Annotated in this window: 12 protein-coding genes; 6 read left to right on the forward strand and 6 right to left on the reverse strand. The window is 64.6% G+C overall.

The annotated features are described in order from the left end of the window. Nucleotides 1-160: 160 nt before the first annotated feature. From AABA86_RS10645 to AABA86_RS10655, 3 genes are read left to right on the forward strand one after another with little or no spacing between them, the layout of a single operon-like run. Entirely contained in the window at nucleotides 161-1144 is a 984-nt protein-coding gene (locus AABA86_RS10645; protein ID WP_338306669.1) for a zinc-dependent alcohol dehydrogenase family protein, read from the forward strand. A 24-nt stretch (nucleotides 1145-1168) separates the two neighbouring features. Further along, nucleotides 1169-2692 (forward strand): bifunctional aminoglycoside phosphotransferase/ATP-binding protein, encoded by a 1524-nt coding sequence (locus AABA86_RS10650; RefSeq protein ID WP_338306670.1) that lies wholly within the window; start codon nucleotides 1169-1171, stop codon nucleotides 2690-2692. 25 nt (nucleotides 2693-2717) lie between these two features. Next, nucleotides 2718-3689, forward strand: a complete 972-nt coding sequence (locus AABA86_RS10655; protein ID WP_338306671.1) for a CHAD domain-containing protein — start codon at nucleotides 2718-2720, stop codon at nucleotides 3687-3689. On the opposite strand, the gene AABA86_RS10660 is transcribed toward AABA86_RS10655, so the two are convergent. After that, nucleotides 3686-5539 (reverse strand): PHA/PHB synthase family protein, encoded by a 1854-nt coding sequence (locus AABA86_RS10660; protein ID WP_338306672.1) that lies wholly within the window; start codon nucleotides 5537-5539, stop codon nucleotides 3686-3688. The two genes, AABA86_RS10655 and AABA86_RS10660, sit on opposite strands and share 4 nt — an antisense overlap. A gap of 207 nt (nucleotides 5540-5746) precedes the next feature. On the opposite strand from AABA86_RS10660, the gene AABA86_RS10665 reads away from it, so the two are divergent. Continuing rightward, a complete protein-coding gene (locus tag AABA86_RS10665; protein ID WP_338306673.1) occupies nucleotides 5747-6475 on the forward strand; it encodes a CBS domain-containing protein in 729 nt (242 codons plus the stop codon). Nucleotides 6476-6513: 38 nt separating this feature from the next. Here the strand turns inward: AABA86_RS10665 and AABA86_RS10670 are convergent, their stop codons facing one another. From AABA86_RS10670 to AABA86_RS10680, 3 genes are all read right to left on the reverse strand, one after another. Next, nucleotides 6514-6972, reverse strand: a complete 459-nt coding sequence (locus tag AABA86_RS10670; RefSeq protein ID WP_338306674.1) for a RidA family protein — start codon at nucleotides 6970-6972, stop codon at nucleotides 6514-6516. Nucleotides 6973-6993: 21 nt separating this feature from the next. Continuing rightward, entirely contained in the window at nucleotides 6994-8685 is a 1692-nt protein-coding gene (locus AABA86_RS10675; protein ID WP_338306675.1) for a benzoate-CoA ligase family protein, read from the reverse strand. Between the two features lie 137 nt (nucleotides 8686-8822). Next, nucleotides 8823-9341: a MarR family winged helix-turn-helix transcriptional regulator gene (locus AABA86_RS10680; RefSeq protein WP_212250176.1), complete on the reverse strand. Its 519-nt coding sequence runs from the start codon at nucleotides 9339-9341 to the stop codon at nucleotides 8823-8825. A 252-nt stretch (nucleotides 9342-9593) separates the two neighbouring features. Between AABA86_RS10680 and AABA86_RS10685 the strand changes: the two genes are divergently transcribed. Next, on the forward strand, nucleotides 9594-10769 hold the full coding sequence (locus AABA86_RS10685; RefSeq protein WP_338306676.1) for an ABC transporter substrate-binding protein: 1176 nt from the start codon (nucleotides 9594-9596) through the stop codon (nucleotides 10767-10769). A gap of 36 nt (nucleotides 10770-10805) precedes the next feature. Next, nucleotides 10806-11264: a cupin domain-containing protein gene (locus AABA86_RS10690; RefSeq protein WP_247328833.1), complete on the forward strand. Its 459-nt coding sequence runs from the start codon at nucleotides 10806-10808 to the stop codon at nucleotides 11262-11264. A 9-nt stretch (nucleotides 11265-11273) separates the two neighbouring features. Here AABA86_RS10690 and AABA86_RS10695 read toward each other — a convergent pair whose 3' ends face one another. Both AABA86_RS10695 and AABA86_RS10700 read right to left on the reverse strand, forming a co-directional pair. After that, a complete protein-coding gene (locus AABA86_RS10695; protein ID WP_212250180.1) occupies nucleotides 11274-12524 on the reverse strand; it encodes a flavin-dependent oxidoreductase in 1251 nt (416 codons plus the stop codon). A gap of 55 nt (nucleotides 12525-12579) precedes the next feature. Next, nucleotides 12580-14931, reverse strand: coding sequence for a bifunctional salicylyl-CoA 5-hydroxylase/oxidoreductase (locus tag AABA86_RS10700; protein ID WP_338306677.1), 2352 nt, complete (start codon nucleotides 14929-14931; stop codon nucleotides 12580-12582). Between the last annotated feature and the right edge of the window lie 45 nt (nucleotides 14932-14976).

A 14976-nucleotide genomic window follows, 5' to 3' on the forward strand; every position in this document is an offset into this window, starting at 1 on the left:
TCGCCACAATAGGCCGGCCTTGGTCGAGACGCTTGATCCTCGTCAAGCCAAGGGAACTCGGTCCGTTCGGGCTGGAAACAGGCGTTGACCGACGTCAAGGACTGGTCGTCCAGCTATTCTATGGATAATTCAGTCGGAGCGGTTCGCCCCGGAGAGACTGATGCGTGCGATGGTGTTGCCGGCCCCGCGAACGCGGCTCCAGATGGAGGAGCGGCCTGACCCGACACCCGGCGAGGGTCAACTCCGGGTGAAGATCAGCGCCTGCGGGGTATGCCGGACCGATCTTCATCTCGTCGATGCCGAGCTGCCCGATATTCGCTATCCGATCGTGCCCGGCCACGAGATCGTCGGTCGGGTCGATCTCGTGGGCCCGAATGTCACCACGCATGCGCCCGGTGATCGCGTCGGCATTCCCTGGCTCGGTTTCACCTGCGGACACTGCCGATTCTGCCGTGAGGGCATGGAAAACCTGTGTGACGCCCCGCTGTTCACCGGCTACACGCGCGACGGCGGCTACGCGACCCACACCATCGCCGACGCACGCTACGCCTTTCCCCTCGGTGAGGTGGGCGACGACGTGGGGATTGCTCCTCTGCTGTGTGCAGGATTGATCGGCTGGCGCTCGCTGGTGCTGGCCGGCCCGGCCGACCGGCTCGGCCTCTATGGTTTTGGCGCGGCCGGCCACATCATTGCGCAAGTCGCGGTTTGGCAGGGACGGTCCGTCTACGCATTCACGCGACGCGGCGATGTTGCTGCACAAGACCTTGCACGCCGCCTCGGCGCGGTCTGGACGGGGGCCTCAGACGAGGTGCCCGGCGAGCCGCTCGACGCGGCCATCATCTACGCGCCAGCCGGCGAGCTTGTCCCGGCCGCACTGCGCGCCGTCCGCAAGGGCGGCCGCGTCGTATGCGCCGGCATCCACATGACCGACATTCCAAGCTTTCCGTACGATCTGCTCTGGCAGGAACGGCAACTGCTGTCGGTCGCCAATCTGACCCGGCAGGATGGCCTCGATTTTCTCAAGATCGCTCCGCAAGCTGGCGTGCGCACCGAAACGACGGCATTTCCGCTTGATCAGGCCAACGAGGTTCTGAACATGCTGCGGGATGGCCGGATTCTCGGCGCCGCCGTGCTGACGCCCTGATGGTGCTTTCGGATGCCCGTTCCCATGAAAGATGAAATGGCGGCCCAGGAGCGGATCTTCCGGACGCTGGCCCGCCACCCCGGCGTGACGCGGATCGACACGCATGGCGCCTCGGTGTTCCTCGACGGGGCGCGCGCGTTGAAAGTCAAGCGTGCCGTGCGGTTTCCCTTTCTCGATTATTCGACGCTGGAGAAGCGCAAGGCGGCGTGCGAGGAGGAAATCAGGATCAACCGGCCGCTGGCGCCGCAGATCTATCATCGCGTCGCGGCGATCACGGAAGAGCCGGATGGATCGGTGCAGGTCGACGGTCCCGGCCGGCCGATCGAGTATGCGGTGGACATGGCGCGCTTCGACGAAAACCGGACGCTCGATCATCTGGCAAAGGCCGGCCCGCTGGATGCGGCCCTCGCCTCGGCTGCCGCCGACGCGATCGTGGCTTCCCACGGCGCGGCGACACGCGCGGACGGCGAAGCATGGGTCGCCTCCGTCCCCGCCCTGATCGCCGGCAACAGTCACGGCCTACGGGCCGGCGGCCATTTCAACGCAGGCGACATCGAAAAGCTCGGCAAAGCCTCGCAGGAGGCATTCCAGCGTGTTCGTCCGCTGCTCGCGGAGCGCGGCCGGGTGGGCTTCGTGCGCCGCTGCCATGGCGATCTGCACCTTGCAAACATCGTCCTGATCGATGACCGGCCGGTGCTGTTCGATGCCATCGAGTTCGACGCGCAGATCGCAACCGTCGACGTGCTCTACGATCTCGCATTCACGCTGATGGACCTGTTGCACCACGATCAGCGAGATGCGGCCAACATCGTCCTGAACCGCTATCTCGCCGCAACGCCGACCGACAATCTCGACGCGCTCTCGGCGCTGCCGCTGTTCATGTCCATCCGGGCGGCGATCCGCGCCCAGGTGGCCCTGGCACGGCTGAAGCCGCCGCATTCCGATGACCCTGGCATCCTTGACCAGGCACAGCGTTATTTCGACCTCGCCAGGACGCTGATCCATCCTGCCGCTCCGCGCCTGATTGCGGTCGGCGGCCTGTCAGGCACCGGCAAGACGGTCTTGGCGCACGCGCTCGCGCCCGTCGTCGCACCGCCCCCCGGAGCCGTCGTGCTGCGCAGCGACCTCATTCGCAAGCAGATGTTCGGGGTCGAGGACACGCACCGCCTGCCGCCGTCCGCCTACACGCCAGAGCACGCGGCCCGCGTCTACGACACGCTGGCTCAGCACGCCCGGCGGGTGCTGGCGCAGGGCCATTCGGCGATCATCGACGGCGTATTCGCCCGCGAGGACGAACGGGACGCGATCGCCGCATTGGCGCGAGAGCGCAATGTGCCGCTGAGCGGCCTGTTCCTGGTTGCGGACCTCGCGACCCGGCAGATGCGGATCGGAAGCCGCCGGGGAGACGCATCCGACGCCACGCAGGAGGTTGCTGCGCAGCAAGAGCGCTATAATATCGGTCACGTCGGCTGGGCGACCATCGATGCATCCGGGACACAGGAGCAGACGCTCCAGAACTGCCGGGACGCAATCGCTAAAAGCAAATAAGGCAATCTGATTGGCGCGGACAAGAATGGCGCGACCCACCACGACCTCGACGGCCGCTCGCGCCAGTCCGGCGGCGAGGCGCAATGCCCTGCCCGGCCGCCTCAGCCCCGGCATGGCCTGCGATACGGCGTTCCGCATCATCGCGCGCCGTCACCTCGATGCCGTGCTCGCCCAGCATGAGGGCACCTGCCGCGGCGATCCCGACGCGCTGCATCAGATCCGGATCGCGTTGACCCATCTGCGAACTGCCATCCGCTTCTTCTCGCCGATGGTCGACGACGCCCTGCGCCCGAATGTCTGGGCCGAACTGAAATGGCTGAATGGCCAGCTCGGCATGGTGCGGGACCTCGACGTGGCGATCGAGCGGATCGTCGCCGAGAGTGGCGACGATCTTGCGGTGGTCGCCGAGCTTCAGCATTGGGACGAGAAGCGCGCCGAGAGCCACCGCCTGCTGGCGCGTGCGCTGCAATCGGCGCGGTATCGCCGCCTTGTCGAGCAGACCTCGATCTGGATCGAGAGCGGCCCCTGGTCGACCCGGCGCAGCAAGGAAGCCATTCGATTGCGCCGCTGCACGCTCGCCGATCACGCCACGGAGCGGCTGACCGAGTGGGAGACGACGCTGCTCAAGAAGGCGCGAAAACTCCGCAAGCTCGACGTCGAAAAACGACACAAGCTGCGGATTCTCAATAAGCGGCTGACCTATTCGATCGAGTCGCTCCAGGACCTGTTCGCCGAGGAATCGCTGACGAAACAGAAATCGATCCTCAAGAAATTGCGCAAGGCGCAACGGTCGCTCGGACGATTGAACGACGATGCACGGGGACGAGCGCTGGCGGCCTCGTTGAACGGCGCCAGCCTCGATGCCAGTAATCGCTTCCGCAACCGCAAGCGGGAAAAGAAGCTGTTGCGGACGGCGTCAACGGCCTACCGCAAGCTGGACAAGACCAAGCCCTTCCGCTGCTCGGATCTCGGACCGAGTTCCGAGCCGGAGGTTTAGGTGTGGACGTAATCCCCCGGCGCATCGGGCAGGCCGGGAGCGTCTCCAAGTCCGATCGGCGGCGGATCGCAGGGCGCACCGGAGCGCGCCGCCAGCCATTTGGCCCATTCCGGCCACCACGACCCTTCAACGCGCGGAGCCAGCTTCAGCCACTCGTCCGCACCGACATAGGGCGCGTCCTCGGCCTTGCTCAGCACTTGATAGCTGTGGCCGGGCTCGTCGGGAGGCGCGACGACGCCTGCATTGTGGCCGCCACTGGTCAACAGGAACGTCACGTCGGCATCGACCTGATAATGGATCTTGTAGACGGATCGCCACGGCGCGACGTGATCGGCCAGCGTGCCGACCACGAACATCGGGGCGTGAATATCGGACAGCGAAACGCTCCTGCCGCCGACGTGATAGCGCCCCCCGGCGAGGTCGTTGTTGAGGAACAGCTTTCGCAGATATTCCGAATGCATGCGATAAGGCAGCCGCGTTGCGTCCGCGTTCCAGGCCATCAGGTCGTTCAGCGGCGCGCCCTCGCCCATCAGATAGTCATGTGACAGACGCGACCAGATCAGTTCGTTGGAGCGCAGCAGCTGGAAGGCGCCGGCCATCTGCGTCGTGTCGAGATAGCCGCGCTGCCACATCATGTCTTCGAGAAAGGCGACCTGGCTCTCGTTGATGAAGAGCGTCAGCTCTCCGGCCTCGGTGAAGTCGGTCTGGGCCGCAAGGAGAGTGACGGTGCCGAAGCGGTTATCACCGTCGCGCTCCATCGCAGCGGCAGCGATCGACAGCAATGTCCCTCCCAGACAATAGCCGAGCGCATGGGTCTTCCGACCCGGCATGATGCGGCCGATCATGTCGAGCGCCGCCATGACCCCCAGCTTGCGATAGTCGTCGAAGGCGAGATCCCGATCTGTCGCATCCGGGTTGCGCCAGGAGATCGCGAACACCGTGAAACCCTGACCGGTCAGATATTTGACCAGCGAGTTCTGCGGCGAGAGATCGAGGATGTAGTACTTCATGATCCAGGCCGGCACGATCAGGATCGGCTCTGGTCGCACCTGCGCCGTGGTCGGCTGGTACTGAATCAGCTCGATCAGCTCGTTACGGTAGACGACCTTGCCGGGTGAAGCCGCCACCGATTTGCCGACCACAAACTGCTCGCTGCCCGCCAAATTTGAGGCGGAGAGCAGGCGCATCAGGTCGCTGCACCAGTTTTGCCAGCCGAAGACGAAGTTCTCCCCGCCACTCTGGAACGCCTTTTCCAGCACCTTCGGATTGGTCGCCGCGAAATTCGACGGCGCCAGCATGTCGAGCATCTGGCGCATCGAGAACTCGACGATGGCTTCATTTGCGTGCGACACGCCGCGCACACCGGTCGTGGCATCGTGCCACCAGCGCTCTCCGAGCAGGAATGCCTGCGCCAGCAGATTGAACGGCGCGGTCTCCCATTGCGGTCCACTAAAGCGGCGATCCCGCCCCTGTGGCTGGATCACGGACCACGGCTTTTGGCCCAGTGACGCCGCGTGCGCGGCGGCTTCCGCCAGCCGACCGGTGTCGCGCAGGATGTTGCGGGAAATCTCCATCTGGCGCTGCGGCGCCGCAGCGAGATGCGAACTCCAATCGAGCCAGGCGAGCGACAGAGCCAGCGGCGAAATGCCGCCGGTGAACCGCGCCAGCATCGCGTGAAACGCGCGATCGAGGGGATAGGGCTCCGATACAGGCAAGGGGTCCGCGGCAGCCGGCGTCCCCGCAAGCTTCTCGGAGCCTACCGTCGGGGCTTCGGGAGCGGCGGCGGGATTGACAGGAAGGGCCTGCACCGCCGGTTCTTCGGCTCGTGGAAATATCTGCACGACGCTCATGGCTCAATGTTCCCGAGGGCTGCTGTTATACGTCGGCGGCAGGATATGGCGAGGCTTCGCAGAGGCGTTGAGCTGCATCAAATCCGGAGCGCGGATCACGATTGCTTAATCAGGACGGACAGGCTTCGTCCGATTGACCTGAGTCAAACCGCACCCTGACACCCGAGCTAGTTTTCACGCATCGAAATTCGACAAGCGGAGTTGTCCATGCGCGCCCACCAGATCATGACCCGGTCGGTCATCTCGGTTACCCCCGACACAAGCATCGTCGAGGCGGCAAATATCATGCTGAAGCGGCACGTCAGCGGTCTCACCGTGGTCGACGATACCGGCAAGCTGGTCGGCGTCGTCTCGGAAGGGGATTTCATCCGCCGCAGCGAAATCGGCACCGGGCGCAAGCGCGGACGCTGGCTGCGGTTCATCCTGGGGCCGGGCAAGTCGGCCAGTGATTTCGTCCACGAGCATGGCCGCAAGGTCGCGGAGGTGATGACCGACTCGCCCGTAACCATCACGGAGGACACGGCGCTCGCCGAAATCGTCGACCTCATGGAGCGGAACAACGTGAAGCGGCTGCCGGTGGTGCGCGGCGACAAGGTCGTCGGGATCGTATCCCGCGCCAATCTGCTGCAGGCGGTGGCGGGGCTCGCCCGTGAAGTGCGTGATCCGACGGCGGATGACGACCACATTCGCAACCGCATCATCGACACCATGGAGAAGAACGATTGGTGCCCATTCGGGCTGAACGTCATCGTCCGCGACGGCATCGTTCACCTCAGCGGCGTCATCACCGAAGAGCGCACGCGGCAGGCCGCGATGGTCGCAGCGGAGAACGTCGACGGCGTGAAGAAGGTGCACGACCATCTGTGCTGGGTCGACACCATGTCGGGCATCTATCTGAACTCGCCCGAGGACGACGATCTCGCCAAGGCGAGCTGACAAGGCAAGCTGACAAGGCGAGCTGAACCAGACGCGGTTCAGCGTGGAATGACGGCGGTGGCCTCGATCTCGACGCGCGCCGCCTTCTCGACGAGGCGCACCACCTGCACCAGCGCCATGGCCGGATAATGTGCGCCGAAGATGGCACGGTAGATCTTGCCGAGCTCCCTCAGGTTGGACAGGTACTCGTCCATGTCGACGACGTACCACGTCAACCGCACGAGGTGCTCGGGCCTCGCGCCGGCCTCGGTCAGGATCGCGGCGATGTTGCTCAAGGTCTGACGCACCTGCGCGACAAAGCCGTCGGCGAGACGCTCTTCGGCATCCCAGCCGATAACCCCGCCAGTGACGACGATGAGCCCCTCAGCGGCCATGCCGTTGGCATAGCCCTTCGGCATCGGCCACCCCGACGGCTGGAGCACCTGCACCCGCGAACGGGCGTCATCGTCGGCTGCTGTCGACAGCACCGCGAGCTGCGGGCCTTTCGGCGTCGTCACGGACAATTCTCCATCCTTGTCTCATTCCGCCGCGACGCCTGAGGACGTCGCCGCGGCCTGCGCCATTTGCCGCAAGGCAAAGCGCTTCAATTTTCCGGTCTCGGTCTTGGGCAGTTGCGTCACGAACTCGATGGCGCGCGGATATTTGTACGGCGCGATCTCGCGCTTGACATGCTCCTGCAACGCGGCCACGAGCTGAGCGTCCGGCGTCACGTCGGGCGCCGCGATGACATAGGCCTTTACGATCATGCCGCGCGCCTCGTCGGGGGCGCCGACCACGCCGCATTCGGAAACCGCCGGATGCGTGAGCAGCGCCGCCTCGACATCCGTGCCCGCAATATTGTACCCGGCCGACACGATCATGTCGTCGGAGCGCGACTGGTACCAGAAATAGCCGTCACTATCCATCAGATAGGTGTCGCCGGTGATGTTCCAACCGTTCTGGACGTATTTGCGCTGCCGCTCGTCGGCGAGATAGCGGCAGCCGGTCGGCCCGCGCACCGCAAGCTTTCCCATCGTGCCCGGCGGCACGTCACGGCCGTCGTCGTCGACGATCTTGGCCTCGTAGCCCGGCACCGGCTTGCCCGTTGCACCGGGGCGGATCTCGTCCTCGGTCGCGCTGATGAAGATATGCAGCAATTCAGTCGAGCCGATGCCGTCCATCAGCTTGATGCCGGTCGCCTTGAGCCAGGCGTCGAAAGTCGGCTTGGGCAGCGTCTCGCCCGCGGAAACACATTTGCGAAGCGAGGAGATGTCGCGGCCCGGCAGCTTGCCGATCATGGCGCGGTACGCGGTCGGCGCCGTGAAGCAAACCGTGGTCTTGTATTGCTCGATCGCCGCGAGCATGTCGTCGGGCGTCGTCTTCTCCAGCACGACGAAGGAGGCGCCGATATGCATCGGAAACAGCACGCCGCCAAAGCCGAAGGTGAACGCGAGCGGCGCCGAGCCGACGAAGCGATCCTTCTGCTCGGCTCGCAGGATGTTGCGGGCATAGCCGTCGCAGACCGCGAGCATATCGCGGTGAAAATGCATGGTGCCCTTGGGATCGCCCGTCGTGCCCGACGTGAAGGCGATCAGGCAGATGTCATCGGCGGCGGTATCGACGGCGCTGAACTCCGGGCTCGCATCCGCGATCAGCGCCTCGAGCGAGGCGGCAGCGCCATTGCCCCAGTAGACGACATGCTTGAGACCGGGCGCTGCGGCCTTCGCCTTCTCCATCTCCTCGGAGAGTTTGCCGTCGCACAGCGCCACCGTGATAGCCGCCTTCTGGATCGGATAGGACAGCTCCTTGGCACGGAGCAGCGGCATCGTCGCCACCACAATGCCGCCGGCCTTGATCACCGCGAGATAGGTCGCAACCATCATCGGGTTGTTGGCCGAGCGCAGCAGCACGCGGCCTCCGGGGACGAGGCCGAGCTTGCCGACCAGGACGTTGGCGATTCGATTCACCAGCGCTTGCAGCTCGCGATAGGTGTAGCTGACGGCGGGACTGATGACGCAGGGGGCCTCGCCATGGCCCTGCTCGACCCAGCGATCGAGGAAATAGCTGACGCAGTTCAGTCGCGGCGGATAGTGCAGCTCCGGCCGCGTGAAGATGAACTCGGGCCAGAGCTCGCGTGGCGGCAGATGCTGCCGCGCAAACGTATCGACATGGGCCGTCGCGGCGTTGCCGTCATGCGAGCCCGACACTTGAATCTTGGCGGCGTTGGCCATCGCACGCTCCTTTCAGCATGGATTGCACCCGGCAGCACGATCTGGAAAACATTTTAGGCTTAAAACAATTTGGCGCAATAGCGGATTTTGGGCATCCCGTGCTTTTTCCTGCGGCAAAAGGGATCGGGCGGCGGTGCTTACGGCCGGCGGCGCGCGGCCGATTTCTGCGCCGACGCCTTGGTCTTGGCGAGCAGCCGCATCAATTCGCGCACGTCCTTCGGCGAGAGGTCGGCGAAGAGATCGGCGATCCAGGTCTCGTGCTCCGCGGCCATCTTGCGGAACTCGGCGCGACCGAGTTTCGTGAGGCGGATCACCTGGACCCGGCGATCCGTCTCCGAGGTCCGACGGTCGAGATGGCCGGATTCCACGAGGCGCTCGACGAGGCCGGTCACATTGCCGTTCGACACCATCATCCGCTTGGAGACATCGGACAGCGTCATGCCGTCAGGCGCCTTGTCGAGCTGCGCCATCAGATCGAAGCGGGGCAGCGTGACGTCGAACCGCTGCCGCAGCCGGCCACGGACCTCGCCCTCGATCAGGGTCGTGCAGGTCAAGAGGCGCAGCCACAGCCGAAGCTCTTCGGCGTGGTCTTCCGGCGTTTCGACGGCCTTGGTCTCGGAATCGAGCATCTCGGTGCAGTCACTCTCGGCGGGCATTGGCGCCGGCACGGATTCCCCAACATTTTGAGCTTCAAATAAATTGAAGCCGGCCGCAAGTCCAAAGCTGCAACAATCGACCGCACGCCAATTTCTTTAGGCTTCAAATAATTGGCGCGCCGCTTGCATGCGCCGCTGCCCGCAGGATGGTGACAGTCTGAGCGCTGCTTGCCGCGGCCGCCATCATCGGCATAAGCTTGGACCAGAGTACGCGGCTTGCAGCGCAAGCCCTGATGTCACGGGGGACAGATCATGAGAATGCAATCAACCTTGGCCGCGGCCGCCGTGCTGCTCGGCACTGCCGCGACCCCGGCCGTGGCGCAGGAGAAGATCAAGCTGGGGGTGATCGTGACCCTGTCGGGACCAGCCGCCGCGCTCGGTCAACAGGTTCGCGATGGCTTCGCGCTCGCGGTGAAGGACCTCGGCAGCAAGATGGGCGGCCGTGACGTCGAGGTCGTCGTGGTCGATGACGAATTGAAGCCGGACGCGGCGGTGACCAAGGTCAAGGGTCTGCTCGAACGCGACAAGGTCGATTTCGTGATCGGCCCGATCTTCTCCAACATCCTGCAGGCGATCCACCGGCCCGTGACGGAATCGAAGACCTTCCTGATCAGCCCCAACGCGGGCCCCTCGACCTTTGCCGGCAAGGACTGCAACCCGTTCTTCTATGTGACCTCGTACCAGAACGATCAGGTTCACGAGATCCTCGGCAAGGTCGCGCAGGATCGCGGTTACAAGCGCATGTACCTGATGGTGCCGAACTATCAGGCCGGCAAGGATTCGGCGGCGGGGTTCAAGCTCGACTACAAGGGTGAGATCGTCGAGGAATCCTACATGCCGCTGAACACGCTGGACTTCCAGCCGGAGCTTTCCAAGATCTCCTCGCAGAAGCCCGATGCTCTCTTCACGTTCATGCCGGGCGGCCTCGGCGTCAATCTCGTCAAGCAATACCGGCAGGCGGGCCTTGCTGACAGCATTCCGGTGCTCTCGGCGTTCACGGTGGATGAATCGACCTTGCCGGCGCAGCAGGACGCCGCCGTCGGCATGTTTGGCGGCGCCAACTGGGCGCCCAATCTCGACAATCCCCAGAACAAGAAGTTCGTCGCGTCCTACGAGGCCGCCTATAACGTCGTACCCGGCACCTACGCCTTCCAGGCGTACGACGCCGCGATGCTGATCGACAGCGCGGTCAAGGCCGTGAAGGGCGATCTGTCGAACAAGGACGCGGTCCAGGCCGCGCTGAAGAAAGCCGACTTCACCTCGCTGCGCGGCACCTTCAAGTTCAACACCAACGGCTATCCGATCCAGGACTTCTACCTGACCAAGGTCGCCAAGCGTCCGGACGGCAAGTTCCAGACCGAGATCGTCCAGAAGGTCTTCGAGAATTACGGCGACCGCTATGCCAAGGACTGCAAGGCAGCGAACTAAGCCGCGCGTCGCGTCAAGGGTTACGGGAGGACTGCAATGAAGAGCGAAATCACCGGCATCACGCGGGCCAATGAAGGGATCCAGGGAATCTCCTGGAACATCCTCGGCCAGACCTATGTGCCGAAGAGCAATACCGAGCACAGCTTCTCATGGCACGCGACATTGCCGCCGGGCACGTTCGTGCCGCCGCACATTCACCCCGACCAGGATGAATATCTCTACATGCTGGAGGGCAAGCTTGACTTCATGCTGGGCAATTCGGAGTCGCAGGCAACCGCCGGCGACCTGATCCGCCTCGGCATGGGTGTGCCGCACGGCATCTTCAACAAATCGGAGCAGACCGCAAAAGTGCTGTTCTGGGTGTCGCCGACCAGAAAACTGTTCGACCTGTTCTGGGGCCTTCACAACATGAAGGAACAGAAGCCGGAGGACGTGGTGGCGATGGCCGCCGAGTTCAACATCCACTTCCTGCCGCCGCCTCCCGGCGCCGGCTAGCGGCAGGTCTCAAGCGCGCACCGCCGCCAGTCCCGGCACGGCGGCGAAGCCCGCCTTGGTGGCATAGCCGCGCACGATGGCCTCGCGCTGGGAATAGCTCAGCACATTGTCGACATTGTCAAAGCCGTCGGGCGCGAGCTGCTCGACGGCGTCGATGACGCCCTCAGGGCCGCCGCGCCGGTTGGAGCGCACAATATCCGCCGTCATCGGCAGGCGCTTCTTCTCATATTCGAGCAGCGCCTGGCGTGGATGCTCGGCGCGCACCAGCGCGTCGGCAAGGCAACGCGCATCGAGGATCGCCTGCGAGGCGCCATTCGAGCCGACCGGATACATGGGGTGCGCGGCGTCGCCGAGTAGCGTGACGCGTCCCGACGACCAATAGGGCAAGGGATCGCGGTCGCAGGTCGGATATTCGTAGAATTCGGGCGTCGCCGAGATCAGGCTCTTCACGTCGACATAGGGCACCGAGAAGCGGGCGACGTGCGGCATCAGCTCCTCGCGGCGGCCCGGCCGCGACCAGTCTTCCTTCCGCGGCGGTGGCGCATTGCCCTCGCCCACCTTCACCAGCACGGCCCAGTTGGTCAGGCGGCTCGCCGGGCTCGATCCCTCCGCGATCGGATAGATCACCACCTTGGCATTGAGGCCACCGGCCACGATCATCGATTTGCCGGTGAGGAACAGCGGCCAGTCGCGCGCACCGCGCCACAGCATCAAGCCGTTCCAGCACGGCGGTCCCTCGTTTGGGAACAGCGTGTCGCGAACGCGGGAATGGATGCCATCGGCGCCGATCAGGATGTCGCCGCGCGCGGTGTGGACATGCGCGCCGGCACGATCGAAGAAGTAAGCGGTGACGCCGCCCTCGTCCTGCGTGAACGCGCCGAGCCTGCAGCCGGTGTGGATCGCCTCGTGCCCGAGCCGCTCCTCGACGGCGCGATGGATGACGCCCTGAAGCCGGCCGCGATGGATCGAGAACTGCGGCACGTCGTGACCGGCGTCGATGCCGCGGGCTTCGCGCCAGACCTCCTGGCCGTGGCGGTTGAGGTAATAGAGCTGGTCGGTGCGAACAGCGACGTCGTCGAGCTTCTGGAGCAGGCCGAGTCCGGCGAGCTCGCGCATGGCATGCGGCAGCGTATTGATGCCGACGCCGAGCTCACGAATGGTGTCAGCCTGCTCGAAGATCTCGCATCCGATGCCACGCGAACGCAGCATCAGCGCCGTGGTGAGGCCACCGATTCCGCCACCGACGATAATCGCCTTCATCGCCCTTACTCCACTCGAAACACGCCAGGCAATGAGGTTAACGTCGCACGGGCGGTTACTCCGCCGCAAGCGGCTTTGTCGCCTCCGCCTTGAGCTCGGCCCGGGTCTTGGGCTTAGCCTTAATGCGCAGCTCCTCCAGATCCTGCCGGTCGCGGACGCTGTTTCGGAAAATCTGATCCATTCCGGGCAGATATTGCGGCGGGCAGAACGCGTCCTTTGCCCCGTACCAGGCCGCCGCCCTCATGGTGAAGAACGGATCGACCAGGTGCGGCCGGCCGAGCGCGACGAGGTCCGCCCGGCCGGCGGCCAGAATGGTGTTGGCCTGGTCCGCCGTCGTGATGTTGCCGACGCACATCGTGGCCACGCGTGCCTCGTTGCGGACCTGATCCGAGAACGGCGTCTGGAACATGCGGCCATAGATCGGCTGCGCATCGCGGACGGTCTGCCCGGTCGAGACGTCGACCAGATCGACACCGGCCTCGGCGAAGGCCCGCGCGATCGCCACGGCGTCGTCACCGGTGACGCCGCCTTCCGCCCAGTCGGTCGCGGAGATGCGCACCGACATCGGCTTGTGCGACGGCCACGCCGATCGCAGGGCCTCGAAGATCTCGCGCGGGAAACGCAGACGGTTGTCGAGCGAGCCGCCGTATTCGTCCGTCCTGGTGTTCGTCAGCGGCGAGATGAAGCTGGCGAGCAGATAGCCGTGGGCACAATGCAGCTCGAGCATGTCGAAGCCGCAGCGCTCGCCGCGCTCGGCCGCCGCGACGAAAGCGTCCCTCACCGCATTCATGCCGGCGCGATCGAGCTCGCGCGGCACCTGACTGTCGGGGAAATAAGGGAGCGGCGATGCGGAGAACACGTCCCAGCCGCCTTCATCCAGCGGGCGATCCATGCCGTCCCACATCAGCTTGGTCGCACCCTTGCGGCCGGCGTGGCCCAGCTGGAGGCAGATCTTTGCAGCCGAATTGCCGTGGACGAAATCCACGATGCGCCGCCAGGCGGCCTCCTGCTCGTCGTTCCACAGACCGGCGCAGCCGGGCGTGATGCGGGCATCGCGGCTGACGCAGGTCATCTCCGTGAAGATCAAGCCTGCGCCACCGATCGCGCGCGATCCGTAGTGCACGAGGTGGAAGTCGGTCGGCACGCCCTCCTTGGCCGAGTACATGCACATCGGCGACATCACCGCGCGATTGGCGATCTCCATCTCGCGCAGCCGGAACGGCTGGAACAACGGCACTGCGGGCTTTTTGGTATCGACGTCAAAGCCGCTGTCGCGAACCTGTTTGGCAAATGACTTTTCGACTTCGGCGACGAAATCGGGCGCGCGGAGCTTCAGATTGTCATAGGTAATCGCCTTCGAGCGCGTCATCACGCCGAAGGCGAACTGCACGGGGTCGAAATCCCAGAAGCGGTCGACATGCTCGAACCAGACCAGCGAGACGTCGGCGGCATGCTGTGTCTTCTCGACCTCCTCGCGGCGGCCGTGCTCATAGAGATCGAGCGCCGCCTCGGTGCTCGGCGCGTTCTGCATCGCGTCGGCGAGCGCGATCGCGTCTTCCATCGCCAGCTTGGTGCCGGAGCCGATCGAAAAATGCGCGCTCGCCTTGGCATCGCCGAGCAGCACCATGTTGTCCTTGACCCAGCGCTTGCTGCGGATCATCGGGAAATTGCGCCACATCGAACGGTTGATGAGCAGCTCGTGTCCATCGAGGAACCAGCCGAAAATCTCGGCCATCCGTGCGGCGGACTGCGTCTCGTCCAGCCCCGTGAGGCCAGCCCGCTCGAACGCCTCGGGATCGGTCTCGAAGATCCAGGTCGAATGTCCGGCCTCATATTGATAGGCGTGGGCGATGAAGGGCCCCCACTCGGTCTCCTGGAAGATGAAGGTGAAGGCATCGAGCGGTTTGGTCGAGCCCATCCAGGCGAACTTGTTGGAGCGGAGGTCGACCTCCGGCTGGAAATGATCGACATATTTCTCGCGGAAGCGACTGTTGATACCGTCCGCGATCAGCACGAGATCGGCGTCGGCGAACCGGGTTTCGTCGTCGATGTCCACCTCGAAGTGCAGGACGACGCCGAGCTCGCGGGCCCGTTCCTGAAGGATCAGAAGCAGCTTGCGCCGCGAGCAGCCGCAAAAGCCGTTACCGCCGACCCGGTGGACCGTGCCGCGGAAATGCACGGCGATGTCGTCCCAGTATGCGAACTCCTGGGTGATACGGCGGTAGCTCGGCAGATCGTGCTTCTCGAAATTGTCGAGCGTGGCATCCGAGAATACCACGCCGAAGCCGAAGGTGTCGTCGGCCCGATTGCGCTCGTACACCGTGATGTCGGCGCCCGGGCGCTGCTTCTTGAGCAGGATCGCAGCGTAGAGACCCGCAGGTCCGCCACCGATGATCGCGACTTTCATGGGAGCCTCGCCAAGTTCACCCGGTCACGAAACTATTTTAAGTCT

Origin of the sequence: Bradyrhizobium sp. TM233 (assembly GCF_036247965.1) — a bacterium.
In the GTDB taxonomy this organism is placed as follows: Bacteria; Pseudomonadota; Alphaproteobacteria; order Rhizobiales; family Xanthobacteraceae; genus Bradyrhizobium; species Bradyrhizobium ottawaense.

Excerpts from the sequence above, each read along its gene's own strand:
- AABA86_RS10645 (WP_338306669.1), top strand. The coding sequence starts at position 161 with ATGCGTGCGATGGTGTTGCCGGCCCCGCGAACGCGGCTCCAGATGGAG.
- AABA86_RS10650 (WP_338306670.1), top strand. The coding sequence starts at position 1,169 with ATGAAAGATGAAATGGCGGCCCAGGAGCGGATCTTCCGGACGCTGGCC.
- AABA86_RS10655 (WP_338306671.1), top strand. The coding sequence starts at position 2,718 with ATGGCGCGACCCACCACGACCTCGACGGCCGCTCGCGCCAGTCCGGCG.
- AABA86_RS10660 (WP_338306672.1), bottom strand. The coding sequence starts at position 5,539 with ATGAGCGTCGTGCAGATATTTCCACGAGCCGAAGAACCGGCGGTGCAG.
- AABA86_RS10665 (WP_338306673.1), top strand. The coding sequence starts at position 5,747 with ATGCGCGCCCACCAGATCATGACCCGGTCGGTCATCTCGGTTACCCCC.
- AABA86_RS10675 (WP_338306675.1), bottom strand. The coding sequence starts at position 8,685 with ATGGCCAACGCCGCCAAGATTCAAGTGTCGGGCTCGCATGACGGCAAC.
- AABA86_RS10680 (WP_212250176.1), bottom strand. The coding sequence starts at position 9,341 with ATGCCCGCCGAGAGTGACTGCACCGAGATGCTCGATTCCGAGACCAAG.
- AABA86_RS10685 (WP_338306676.1), top strand. The coding sequence starts at position 9,594 with ATGAGAATGCAATCAACCTTGGCCGCGGCCGCCGTGCTGCTCGGCACT.
- AABA86_RS10690 (WP_247328833.1), top strand. The coding sequence starts at position 10,806 with ATGAAGAGCGAAATCACCGGCATCACGCGGGCCAATGAAGGGATCCAG.
- AABA86_RS10695 (WP_212250180.1), bottom strand. The coding sequence starts at position 12,524 with ATGAAGGCGATTATCGTCGGTGGCGGAATCGGTGGCCTCACCACGGCG.
- AABA86_RS10700 (WP_338306677.1), bottom strand. The coding sequence starts at position 14,931 with ATGAAAGTCGCGATCATCGGTGGCGGACCTGCGGGTCTCTACGCTGCG.